The 11,676-nt window shown below is 60.0% G+C and carries 10 protein-coding genes; all 10 read right to left on the bottom strand.

Going from position 1 to position 11,676, the window contains the following annotated elements; genetic code table 11:
• Window positions 1-3: 3 nt before the first annotated feature.
• Genes pseC through rfbF form a run of 10 tightly spaced genes read right to left on the bottom strand, consistent with a single transcriptional unit; the run spans window position 4 to window position 11,469 of the window.
• Window positions 4-1,167, bottom strand: a complete 1,164-nt coding sequence (gene pseC / locus ACZ9IM_RS02285) for a UDP-4-amino-4,6-dideoxy-N-acetyl-beta-L-altrosamine transaminase (RefSeq protein ID WP_427627572.1) — start codon at window positions 1,165-1,167, stop codon at window positions 4-6.
• Window positions 1,164-2,165: a UDP-N-acetylglucosamine 4,6-dehydratase (inverting) gene (pseB, locus tag ACZ9IM_RS02280; protein WP_008006616.1), complete on the bottom strand. Its 1,002-nt coding sequence runs from the start codon at window positions 2,163-2,165 to the stop codon at window positions 1,164-1,166. Before pseB ends, pseC begins: the two co-directional genes overlap by 4 nt.
• 30 nt (window positions 2,166-2,195) lie before the next feature.
• The gene (locus ACZ9IM_RS02275; RefSeq protein WP_476223282.1) at window positions 2,196-5,132 is read right to left on the bottom strand and encodes a glycosyltransferase family 2 protein; all 2,937 of its coding nucleotides are present in this window, start codon (window positions 5,130-5,132) and stop codon (window positions 2,196-2,198) included.
• A gap of 51 nt (window positions 5,133-5,183) precedes the next feature.
• The gene (locus tag ACZ9IM_RS02270) at window positions 5,184-5,921 is read right to left on the bottom strand and encodes a cephalosporin hydroxylase family protein (RefSeq protein ID WP_476223281.1); all 738 of its coding nucleotides are present in this window, start codon (window positions 5,919-5,921) and stop codon (window positions 5,184-5,186) included.
• A 16-nt stretch (window positions 5,922-5,937) separates the two neighbouring features.
• Window positions 5,938-7,008 carry a class I SAM-dependent methyltransferase gene (locus ACZ9IM_RS02265; protein ID WP_427627578.1) on the bottom strand — a complete coding sequence of 357 codons (1,071 nt, stop codon included), beginning with the start codon at window positions 7,006-7,008 and terminating at the stop codon, window positions 5,938-5,940.
• Entirely contained in the window at window positions 6,998-7,855 is an 858-nt protein-coding gene (locus tag ACZ9IM_RS02260) for an NAD-dependent epimerase/dehydratase family protein (protein WP_427627590.1), read from the bottom strand. Before ACZ9IM_RS02260 ends, ACZ9IM_RS02265 begins: the two co-directional genes overlap by 11 nt.
• Window positions 7,852-9,078 (bottom strand): methyltransferase domain-containing protein, encoded by a 1,227-nt coding sequence (locus ACZ9IM_RS02255; protein ID WP_427627579.1) that lies wholly within the window; start codon window positions 9,076-9,078, stop codon window positions 7,852-7,854. The genes ACZ9IM_RS02260 and ACZ9IM_RS02255 overlap by 4 nt, the downstream gene beginning before the upstream one ends.
• A complete protein-coding gene (locus tag ACZ9IM_RS02250) occupies window positions 9,075-9,635 on the bottom strand; it encodes a dTDP-4-dehydrorhamnose 3,5-epimerase family protein (RefSeq protein WP_218394165.1) in 561 nt (186 codons plus the stop codon). Before ACZ9IM_RS02250 ends, ACZ9IM_RS02255 begins: the two co-directional genes overlap by 4 nt.
• The gene (gene rfbG, locus ACZ9IM_RS02245) at window positions 9,632-10,714 is read right to left on the bottom strand and encodes a CDP-glucose 4,6-dehydratase (protein ID WP_476223280.1); all 1,083 of its coding nucleotides are present in this window, start codon (window positions 10,712-10,714) and stop codon (window positions 9,632-9,634) included. Before rfbG ends, ACZ9IM_RS02250 begins: the two co-directional genes overlap by 4 nt.
• Window positions 10,696-11,469, bottom strand: a complete 774-nt coding sequence (gene rfbF, locus ACZ9IM_RS02240; protein WP_008072576.1) for a glucose-1-phosphate cytidylyltransferase — start codon at window positions 11,467-11,469, stop codon at window positions 10,696-10,698. The genes rfbG and rfbF overlap by 19 nt, the downstream gene beginning before the upstream one ends.
• Between the last annotated feature and the right edge of the window lie 207 nt (window positions 11,470-11,676).

Genomic DNA, 11,676 nt, shown 5'->3' with positions numbered 1-11,676 from the left:
TCGCTATGCCTCAAGAATCAGTCGTCGCAATTGCTCGACTACATAATCCTGTTGTTCATCGCTTAGCAGAGGAAACAGCGGCAGGCTGATGGCCTCGGCGTAATAACGTTCGGCCTGGGGGAAATCCCCCTCGGCAAAACCCAGGTCGCGATAGTACGGCTGCAAGTGCAGAGGAATATAGTGCAGGTTCACGCCCACCCCTGCCGCTCGCAAGCCTTCGAATACCTGTCGATGGCTGAGGTTGATTCGGTCGGTCTGCAAGCGCACCACGTACAGATGCCACGCCGATTCGGCCTCGGGCTGCGCACTGGGCAAGGTCAGCGGCAAGTACGCCAGCAACCGCCCATAACGCGCCGCCAGTTCACGCCGACGTTCGATGAAACCATCGAGCTTGTTCAGCTGCGACAGGCCGAGGGCCGCTTGCAGGTCGGTGATGCGGTAATTGAAACCCAGCTCCACTTGCTGGTAGTACCAGGGACCGTGGCTGGGTTCGGTCATCTGTGCAGGGTCACGGGTCATGCCGTGGCTGCGCAGGCGCTGCAAGCGCTCGGCCAGTTCCGGGCGGTTGGTCAGGACCATGCCGCCTTCGGCGCTGGTGATGATCTTCACCGGGTGGAAACTGAACACCGTCATCGCCGCAAAATCGCCGCACCCTACCGGACGCCCGGCATAAGATGCGCCGACCGCGTGGGAAGCGTCCTCGATCACGGTAAAACCATAGCGCTCGGCCAGTTCGGCGATCATGCGCATATCACAGCTCTGCCCGGAGAACGCCACCGCCACCAGCACTTTCGGCAGCTTGCCGTCTCGCTCGGCGATCTCAAGCTTCGACGCCAAAGTGTAGGCGTCGAGGTTCCAGGTCAGCGGGTCGATGTCGACAAAATCAACCTCGGCGCCGCAATAGCGACCGCAATTGGCCGAGGCCAAAAAGGTGTTCGGCGTAGTCCATAACCGATCGCCCGGCCCGAGGCCGGCGGCGAGGCAGGCAATGTGCAACGCCGCCGTGGCATTGCACACCGCCACAGCGAAATCGGCCTGGCAACGCTCGGCCATGGCCTGTTCGAAACGCTCGATGGTCGGCCCCTGCGTCAGCCAGTCGGACTGCAACACGGCAACCACCGCGTCAATATCTTCCTGATCCAGGCTTTGCCGACCGTAGGGAATCATGCCGACAACTCCGCGTGCAGATCAGCGATCTGGCCGACCGACAGGAAGTGCGGGTTGGTGTCGGAGCGGTACTCGAAATCTTCGCTCACCGGCCGGCCCTGCTCGCCCAGTTTGTCGACGGCAAAATCCACGTCGACGCTGGTGAAGCGAATCGACGGCTGAATGGTGTAGTGATCATCGAACTCCAGGGTCATGCGCGCGTCGTCCAGCGGCACCATCAGTTCATGGAGCTTTTCCCCCGGACGGATGCCGACGTTTTTGTGCGGCAAATGTCCAGCCATGCCCTGCGCCAGATCGACGATGCGAATCGACGGGATCTTCGGCACAAACACTTCACCGCCGTGCATGCGGGCAAAGCTGTCGAGCACAAACTTCACACCGTGATCGAGAGTGATCCAGAAACGCGTCATGCGCTCATCGGTGATCGGCAGCTCTTTGGCGCCCTCGGCAATCAGCTTGCTGAAGAACGGCACCACCGAACCCCGCGAGCCAGCGACGTTACCGTAGCGCACCACGGCAAAACGGGTCTGCTGTTCACCGGCAATGTTGTTGGCAGCCACGAACAGTTTGTCCGACAGCAGCTTGGTCGCGCCGTACAGGTTGATCGGGCTGGCCGCCTTGTCGGTAGACAGCGCGACGACCTTTTTCACGCCGTTGTCGATGGCAGCGGCGATGATGTTTTCCGCACCGTTGACGTTGGTACGAATGCATTCAGTGGGGTTGTATTCCGCCGCCGGCACTTGCTTCAGGGCCGCGGCATGCACCACGTAATCGATACCGCGCATGGCCTGACGCAAACGCTCGGCATCGCGCACATCACCAATGAAGTAACGCATGCACGGCGCGTTGAACGTCTGCTGCATCTCATACTGCTTGAGCTCATCGCGGGAGAACACCACCACCCGCTTGGGCTGGTATTGCTCCAGCAACCGGCGGATGAAATTGCGCCCGAACGAGCCGGTGCCGCCAGAGATGAAAATCGATTTACCGTTGAACATGCCTTGAGTCCTTTTACCTGTCAGCCAGGCTTATGCGAGCAACTGCGCCCAGTTCACGCTGGTCGGTTCGCTGAGAGTAAAGCCCTTGCCGGTCAAGGCCAGGTTCTGGTTGTAGGCCGAGTCGTGTTCGAAGCGGGTCTGCCACTTGTCGCGCAGAGCGGCTGCCGCCTGCGGGTCATCCGGCAACGTCCCGGGGTGGGCGATTTGCACTTGCGGCGTCCATACAGTCAACAACCCGGCATCGGCGACTTTCAGGCAAAAGTCGACATCGGCATACGCTTGCTCGAAATGCTCTTCATCCAGCCCGCCCAGTGCGTCGAACACCTCTTTGCGCACCATCAGACAAGCGTCGGAAACCGCCGAATAATTCTGCTCGACCAGCAGCCGATGCATATAACCCGGTGCGTCTTTTTTCTCGCCGATGAACGCAGAAGCCACGCCATCGTTCAGCCCCAGAATCAGACCGGCGCCGGTCACGCTGCCCTCGCGATCAACCAGTTTGGCACCCACCACACCCACTTCAGGACGCTGGGCCTGGTTGAGCAAAGCTTCGATCCAATTGGCATTGACCACCTCGGCGTCCGCCGCGAGCAGTATCAGGTACTCACCTTGCGCCTGCGCAACGGCCTGGTTGAGCAGTGCAGACGGGCTCATGCGCTGCTCGTTCTTGATCAGGCGAATCCGCCCGCGACCGTTTTGCTCCAGACTGTCGAGCCACGTCAGCAGATCGGCCGACTGACTGTGATTGTCGGCGATGATAATTTCGTTGTTCTGATAGCGCGTGCGCTGCAATACGCTCACCAGGCAGCGCTGCAATTGCTCCTGATTGCCTTCGCTGCGCACGATGATCGACACCTTCGGACGCGCGGCGTGGCGGTAGTCGACCCGCAAGCCACCCAATGCCTCCGCACTCACCTGAGCCTGATAGCCACGGGTTGCCAGATGGCGTACCAGGGTCTGACGTTGGTGCTCGTTCGGTGCCAGCTCCACTGCCGGGGTGATAAGCAATGGCTCGGCCAAATGCGCCAGACCCGCCAGCCCGCCAGTTTCGATCAGGCGCAGCAGCAGGTCGAATTCCAGTGCATCGCTGAACTCGCGGGCATAACCACCGACATCCACCAGCACCTCGCGTCGGATCAGCCAATGCCGGGCGGTCAACGTCGGCAGACTTTGCAGCAGGTCGAGGTTGAAGGCTGGGCGGAAAACCTCGGTCAATGTGCCGTTACTACGGCGATGAATCTCATCCATCGACACCGCACGGCAACCTTCGGCGTTCTGCAACTCAAGGCTGGCACGCAACAAGCCAGCAGCGGTGAACTCATCACCGGCCTCGGCCAACAGCAGCCAGTCCGAGGTCGAGCGCTGGGCAATCTGGTTCAGTTTATCGACGTAGTTGCTGGCGCTGACCTTTACAAAATGCACGGTATTTTGTTCGGTGGTGACGTCGGGCAAATCACCGGTGGTGAAGACCACCACCTTGAAGGCGCGGAAAGCGCTTTCCATCAGACTGTCGAAGGTGACCTGCAACTTGTCCATGTCGGCTTCAAGGTCCAGCAACAGAATGCCGAACTGAGGCCCACCCTCGTTGGCCGCCAGGTGTTGATTGATTTTCCGTACCGCGGTGTCGTTCGGCTGGCGTGCCTGCAACCAGTTCAACAGGCGGCCAGAGGGCATACTGTCCAGCAACTGACGGCTGTCGTAGGTCGCTATGCTGTCCAGGCGCGCAATCCAATTCGTCAAAATTTTTGCATCGGCGCTCTCGCCCATGTCCAGCAGCTGCTGCACCAGTTTTTGCACGACCCTACGGTTGAAAGCGCCCAACTGCACGGCATGCAGCAAACGGTTCTGAATTGTCTCGGGCGTGTCATTGGAATAGGTGCGCTGCAACGTATGCTGCTGCAGTAACGCACCTTCCATTTCTTCCAGCTGCAAGCGTCCGGCAGGCATCGCATGGAGCAGGAATTCGCATTCGGTCAGTTGATCAAAAAACGCCTGGTTGTAGAACGGCATCTCGACATACTGCTGAGGCCCGAATGCGCGTTTCGGGCCGATGGTAGGGTCTTTCCAGTAGGACTCGAAGATCGGCTCGATCGTCAAGGCATTGCGCGCGGCCAGGCTGTCGGCCAGCGCCTGGAAACTTTGCAGGGCGAACTCGGCGGTCTGCATTTTATTCAGGCCACTGATGCCGGTCGGCAGCGTGGCGAGGAAACCGGCAAAACGCTCACGCTCGGCGACTGAGCGGGCGTCTTTGAAACTCAGGACATGAATGATCTCGGTATTGTGATCCGAACGGCCGTAGTTGACCTCCCGCACCACATATGGCATCGGCAGAATCCGCGCCTTGGCCCGCGCGAGCATGTAATACACATGGCCGATTTCCTGCCACTCGAAAATCGTGCCCTCCGGCATGGCCGCGTACCAGTCCTGCAACAGCGAAGTACGGTGCACCGCATAGAACGGCGGAATGTACTGGCCCATGTAGTCGAGCACACGATCCTGCGCGCGCTCGGCGCTGTAATCCTCTTTTACCTTCTTGTCGCGACGGTAGTACTGCACATAGTTGGAGTGCGTCAGGTACATCAGGCAGTAGCCGTGACACATACCGTAATCGGGGTTGGCCTGGAGGAAGTTCACCGATTCGGTCAGTGCATCGTGCAGCAGGAAGTCATCGTCGGCGGCCAGCACCATGTAGGGCGTGGTGACCTGGCTTGCGCCGTAGGCAAGCTTTTGCTGAAACCCCGTATAGGTGAACTGCGGCAAATGGCGATAGTCGACCGACGGAAAATCGTCCACGATGCGTTCGTCGCCCTGCACGGATGAATCCAGCACCAACACCTTGGCGGAGTAACTGCTGTAGTACTGCAAGGCGCGTCGCAGGAACGCACTGCGGTTGTGGGTGATTAAAACCACCGTGAACAGCTCGTTCAGCGGTGTCACGTTGGTTTGAGTGCTGCTTTGAACCTGCATCTTTCTATCCCCACAACCGGCCAATCGCCAAGAACCTGAAACCACTTTTGATTAACGAACGCGACGCAGATAGCCGTCCGGCGCTACGGTGATCAGCAGCTTGTTTTGCAGTTGCTGGTCAATTTCGAAGTCCTTGTTCTCTTCCAGGTACTTCCATACCGCAGTCTTCGGGTTGTCGCCCGGGCCCCATGGACGATCCGGAAAGAAGTCGGCCGGCATGTCTTCGACCACGGTGTCCATCACCACGCAGTAGCTGTCCACCGAAACCAATGGCGCATACAGACGCAGCTCTTCGAGCACGTGATCGTGGGTGTGGTTGGAATCCAGCACCAGGATGACTTTCTTGCCTTCGGCGGCAGCGCGCACTTGTGCGGCGATCGCAGGATCAATGCTCGAACCTTCGATCATCGAAATACGCTTGCTCATCGGGTGGCTTTCGATGGCTTCACGGTTGTGCGGGCGAATGTCGAGGTCGATGCCCAGCACTTCGCCGTGGCCTTGCAGCTCCAGCAACGATGCGTAGTAGATGATCGAGCCGCCGTGGGCAATGCCGCACTCGATGACCAGATCCGGTTTGACCTGCCAGATGATCTCTTGCATCGCCATCATGTCTTGCGGCAGCTGGATGATCGGACGGCCCATCCACGAGAAGTGGTAGCTGTATTTGTGCTTGGCCGATTCGTTGAAGAAATCCCGGGCCAGGCCGGTGAGTTTCTGGTCATCGCCTTGGCGGGCGATTTCTGCCTGGCATTCAGCTTCGAAGGCTTTATTGATGGTGTTATCGGTCATTTTAGAATCTCAATAGTCACTGGAACGAAGCGCTGTCGACGGCGTGATAGACGTAGCGTCCACCGGTCATCCGCTTGATTTCTTCGAGGTAGTTGGAGTTCATCACAAACAGGTTGGCGCCTTCGGGCAGAGCGTCCATGGCCTCTTGCGGCGAGGACACCCGCGCGCCGCTCAGGGGCAGATATCGGCCCTGTTTGGCCGGGTTGATATCCACCACGCGATCCACCGCCACGCCCGCTCGTTGCAGGAACAGCGAATAAATCACGCCTTTGGACGAGGCGCCCCAGATCGCCGAACCCTGCTCGGGCGCGGCCTGGATGATCTGCACGGCGCGGTCGAGGCTGGCGGTGAAATCTTCCGGCAGCGTCAGGCGCGGCACCGGTTGTTCCGGGGTCAGGCGCAACGTGGACAGGTCGGCGACGATGTACAGATACTGGCCACCGAACAGGTGACCGGCCTCGTGCACCGTGCCGAACATCCGGCGCAGGTCATCGAGGCGGAAATAATTGACGTGTTCATAGAACAGGTCGAACCAGGCGCGGTGCTCAAGAATCCAGTCCAGGCACGGCACTTCGATGTAGATCTGCCCGCCCTGATTGGCCCCGGCCATCTCGGCGAGAAAACTCACCGGGTCCTGGATATGTTCCAGCACATGCCGCAGCACGATGGCGTCCGCCGACAGGCCCAGGCCACGAGTGAACGGTGCTTTGATCACATCGCAGTTGTCGCCTTCGTAGGCCGGATCAATGCCGGTGATGGCGTAACCCAGGCCTTTGAGCAGTTCAAGAAAGTAGCCTTTGCCGCAGCCGACTTCGATCAGCTCCTGACCCTTGAAGTGGCGAGCAATGATTCCTTCGACATCGTTCAGGTGCTTCTGGAACTGGCCGGAATGCGCCTGCTCGTTCTGATAGTCGGCGTCATAAGTGAGCTTGTCGGCATCGAAGGCCTGATTGAAGATCAGCCCGCTCGTCTCGTCTTGCACCAACACCATGTCGGCACAGGCCGAAGCTTTCGCTGATTGCGCATCGGCAAAGGTACGGTTCTGCAACACCGGCAGGTCGGCGACCCGATACAACTCATGCCTCATGCTCTGCTCCCAGTAGCTGTTGCAAACGGTCCGCCACGCCCCAGAACGCCATCGGTTCATGGGTCGGGTATGGGTAATGGCCCAGGTTCAAACGGATCGACGCGCCACGCTCCCGCAAGCGCTGCTCGACCAGCGCCCTGACCGATACCGGCTGGCCACTGGAACAATTGATCACGCCATCAAATTCGCGTTGTTGCAGGATCGCGGCGAGGTAACCGGCCGCTGTTTCAATCGACAGGTAATCGCGCAGCTGTTCGCCGGCCGACATGTTGAAGCTGTGGTCCCCAGCCTCGATTGCCCGGTCCAGCGCAGCCAATAAACTGTTAGGGTTCTGCCCTTCCCCGTGCAGGTAAAACAGCCGCGCCCATTGCAGGGTGAACGGTTGAACCCGCTGCAAATTTTCGAGGAACAGCCGTAGCGTGTTCTTCGCCAACCCGTAAGGGTTACTCGGCCGCGCCTCGGTCTGCTCGCTGAGCGGTCCGCTTTGCAGGCCATATTCAAAACAGGTGCCCGTCACCAACACCTGCGAAACGCCCGCCGCGACCGCGCCCTTGATGAATCGGTAATCGGCCATCAGGTTGTGCTCGAAGTGAAACAGCGCCTGATAGTTCGGCAAGCCTGGCCAGGCGAGATGCGCCAAGGCATCGACGCCATCGGTGAGTGCAGCGGAGTCCAGGTTGGCGGCATGAATATCCGCTGCCACGAATTCCACGGCGTTGATCCACGGCAGTTGCGCTGCGGTCTCGGCATTGCGTGCCACCGCCCGCACCTCGCAGCCACGGGCGAGCAAGGCTGCGACCAGATGTCGGCCGACGAACCCGGTGGCACCGGTCACCAGCACTTTCACAGTACGGTCAACTCGGGCACGGCGATCACGAAACGGCCGTCCCACTGACGCACCTGCGCCAGTTGCTGACTGACTTCGTGCAACAGGTTCCATGGCAACACGAGAATGTAATCCGGTTTTTCCAGATCGATCTGCGCTGGCGAAACGATCGGAATGCGACTGCCCGGCAAGTACTTGCCCTGTTTGTGCGGGTTGGCGTCGGCCACCCAGGCCAGCAGGTCCGGTTTGACCCCGGCGTAGTTGAGCAAGGTGTTGCCCTTGGCCGCCGCGCCATAACCGACCACGCGCTTGCCGTCGGCCTTGGCCTGCAGCAGGAAACGCAGCAGTTCGTGCTTGATACGTTCAGCCGCTAGCGCCAGGGTCGCGTAGTACTCGGGCGTCTTTACCCCGGCGTCCAGTTCAGCCTGCAACTGATGTTGCACAGTTGGTTGGACGGCGCGGCGTTCACCGTCCTTGCGCTGCACGAACACCCGCAGCGATCCGCCATGAGTCGTCAGCTGGCTGACGTCGAACACCTCCAGCCCATTGCGCTCGCACAGAGTCTGCACGGCGGTCAGGGACAGATAGGAATAGTGCTCGTGATACAGCGTGTCGAACTGCTGCCCCGCCATCAGCGTCAGCAGTTGCGGAAACTCGAACGTCGCCACGCCTGTCGGCTTGAGCAAGGTGGCGAAACCACCGAGGAAATCATTGATGTCCGGCACATGGGCGAGCACGTTGTTGGCAGCCATCAGGTCGGCGGCCCAGCCTTCATTTTTCAGCTGCGCAGCGGTGTCGCGACCGAAGAACAGTTCACGAATCTGCAGGCCTTTTTCCCGCGCCGCCTGCGCGGTGCTGCGGGTTGGCTCAACGCCCAGACAAGGGATGCCGCGCCCCGCCACGTACTGCAACAGGTAACCATCATTGGCGGCGATTTCCACCACGCGGCTGTCGGCGGTCAGGCCGAAGCGTTCGACCATCTCGGCGACATAGCGCTCGGCGTGGGCCAGCCAGGTGCTGGAGAACGAACTGAAATACGCATACTCGGCATCAAACAGACTGTCGGCGCTGGTGTAATCCTCGGTCTGCACCAGCCAGCACTGCTGACACACCGCGACCTTCAGCGGCACCCATTGCTCGGCTTGTTCCAGGCGATCCGCATGCACGTAGGCATTGGACGGCGGCGAGGTCCCGAGATCGATCAGCGGCAGGCTCAGCGGTGCAGCGCAACCACGGCAATTCATAGACGCACTCCAGCGAAGTGTTCATCGAGCAAGGGATGGCTGGAATCCCTGGCCGACAGATTATTGACAGGCAACGGCCAGGCGATGGCCAGCCGTGGATCGTTCACGCTCAAACCGCCCTCATGTGCAGGCGCGTAATCGTTGCTGTGCAGGTAGAGCAATTCGGCGTCGTCGGTGAGGGTCTGGAAACCATGGGCGAACCCGGCCGGGATCAGCAAACTGCGACCGTCGCCGGCCTGCAGGTGTTCGGCGTGCCAGTGCAGAAAAGTTTCGGAGTCAGGGCGCAAGTCCACCGCCACATCCCAGACCTCGCCACGCAGGCAGGTAATCAACTTGGCTTCCGGCGCATTGGAATTTTGATAATGCAGGCCGCGCACACTGCCCCGCTCGCGAGTGCAGGAATGATTGATCTGGCGGATATGAAACGTCTGGCCGAAGGCGCTCAGGCTGCCTTCGCAAAACAGCCGAGCGAAGTGCCCGCGATCATCTTCGAAGCGTTTGTGCTGGACACTGAACAGACCGGCCAGCGGCAAGGCTTTCAACAGGAATTCGCTCACAGCGCGCCTCGGTACAGGTTCAACTGGTTCAGGGTGACTTCACGCATGTCATCGCCGTTCTGCCATGCCAGGTGCCAATCGAGGGTCTGGGTCAGGCACTGCTGTAACGACCAGCGCGGTTGCCAGGCCAACAGTTGACGGGCGCGACTGCTGTCCAGGCGCAGCAGACCGGCCTCATGCAAATCAGTCGGTTCGATGCGCAAGCCACGCGCTTGCGGCCAGCGGCTGGCGAGCAACTCGACCACTTCACCGACGCTGCACATGTCCGCTTCACTCGGGCCAAAGTTCCACGCACCGGCAAACTCCGGGCCTTGCTCGTAGAGGCCGGCGGCCAATTGCAGATAACCGGCCAATGGTTCAAGCGCGTGCTGCCATGGGCGTACTGCCTGCGGGTAGCGTAATGTCACCGGCTCATCCGCCGACCAGGCTTTGAGCACATCGGGAATCAGGCGCTCAGGCGCAAAGTCGCCACCGCCCAGCACGTTGCCGGCACGCGCGGTGGCCAACGCCAAGCCATGCTCGGCGTACTTGTCGGCCGGGAAAAACGATGCGGCGTAAGACTGCGCCAACAATTCGCAGCAAGCCTTACTGCTGCTGTAAGGATCATGGCCGCCGAGGGCTTCGTTCTCGCGGTACGGCCACAGCCATTCCTTGTTGGCGTAGACCTTGTCAGTGGTCACCAGCACACAGGCACGCACGCCGCCGACCTGGCGGATCGCTTCAAGCAGATTGAGCGTGCCCATGACGTTGCTGGAATAGGTGCCAAGCGGATCGCGATAGCCTTCGCGCACCAGCGGTTGAGCCGCCAGGTGCAGAACGATTTGCGGCTGGGTTTCGGCGATCAATTCCAGTAAGGCACCGAGATCACGCAGGTCACCGCGCTGATCATTGATGCCCTCGTGCACGCGGGCCAGTTCGAACAGGCTCGGCTCGGTGGACGGATCAAGCGAAAACCCGCTGACCTCGGCACCGAGGCTTTGCAGCCACAACGTCAACCAGCTGCCTTTGAAACCGGTGTGGCCGGTCAGCAGAACACGTTTGCCGCGCCAGAATTGCGAGCTCAGTCCCATTGCTTCCATGGGGCCTCCCCGCTCTGCCACAACGCTTCGAGGTGGTTCTTGTCGCGCAGGGTGTCCATCGGATGCCAGAAACCTTCGTGCTCGAAGGCCTTCAACTGTTCATCCTGGGCCAGACGCGCCAAGGGCTCGGCTTCCCAAGTGGTTTCGTCACCGCCGATGTATGACAGCACTTTCGGCGAAAGCACAAAGAAACCGCCATTGATCCAGCCACCGTCGCCACGGGGTTTCTCGGTAAAACCAAGCACCTGATCGCCGTGACGCTCCAGGGCACCGTAACGGCCCGGCGGTTGTACGGCGGTGACGGTCGCCAGACGACCGTGGGCGCTGTGGTAGTCCACCAGTTGACGGATATTGATATCGGAGACGCCGTCGCCATAGGTGAAGCAGAACGCCTCTTCGTCCTTGAGGTAACGGCCGGCGCGCAACAAGCGGCCACCGGTCATGGTTTCCTCGCCGGTGTCGATGAGCGTGACGCTCCACGGTTCGCTGTAGTTCTGGTGTACGTCCATGCGGTTGTTGCGCATGTCGAAGGTGACATCGGAGGTGTGCAGGAAGTAATTGGCGAAGAAGTCCTTGATCGCATAGCCCTTGTAGCCAAGGCAGATCACGAAGTCATGAATCCCGTGGGCGGAGTACTGTTTCATGATGTGCCAAAGAATTGGCTTGCCGCCGATCTCGATCATCGGCTTGGGCTTGAGGTGCGACTCTTCGCTGATGCGCGTGCCCAGGCCACCCGCCAGAATTACTGCCTTCATCGTCTCCCCTCTTGTTCTTCACAGAGCTCGGCCAAGCTATTTCAGGCTTTTGCGGGCTGTCTGGCTAAAACGCTCTGCCGTGTCAGACGCTGCGTACCGGCCGCAAGCGCTCGTTTTATGGCGATATGAGGGGGACTTGCAGGAAACGCGCCAGCTCATGAGTCCAGATAGAAGGCACAAAAAAGGGACGAATCCGGACATGCAGAC

The sequence above is a fragment of the Pseudomonas sp. TE12508 genome, assembly GCF_056279485.1.
Note: the sequence above shows the minus strand (reverse complement) of the source record. Positions and strands in the feature narration are given on the sequence as shown.

Coding starts and splice junctions, on each gene's coding strand:
- ACZ9IM_RS02275 (WP_476223282.1), bottom strand. CDS start 5,132: ATGCAGGTTCAAAGCAGCACTCAAACCAACGTGACACCGCTGAACGAG.
- rfbG (WP_476223280.1), bottom strand. CDS start 10,714: ATGGAAGCAATGGGACTGAGCTCGCAATTCTGGCGCGGCAAACGTGTT.
- pseC (WP_427627572.1), bottom strand. CDS start 1,167: ATGATTCCCTACGGTCGGCAAAGCCTGGATCAGGAAGATATTGACGCG.
- ACZ9IM_RS02255 (WP_427627579.1), bottom strand. CDS start 9,078: ATGAATTGCCGTGGTTGCGCTGCACCGCTGAGCCTGCCGCTGATCGAT.
- rfbF (WP_008072576.1), bottom strand. CDS start 11,469: ATGAAGGCAGTAATTCTGGCGGGTGGCCTGGGCACGCGCATCAGCGAA.
- ACZ9IM_RS02265 (WP_427627578.1), bottom strand. CDS start 7,008: ATGAGGCATGAGTTGTATCGGGTCGCCGACCTGCCGGTGTTGCAGAAC.
- pseB (WP_008006616.1), bottom strand. CDS start 2,165: ATGTTCAACGGTAAATCGATTTTCATCTCTGGCGGCACCGGCTCGTTC.
- ACZ9IM_RS02270 (WP_476223281.1), bottom strand. CDS start 5,921: ATGACCGATAACACCATCAATAAAGCCTTCGAAGCTGAATGCCAGGCA.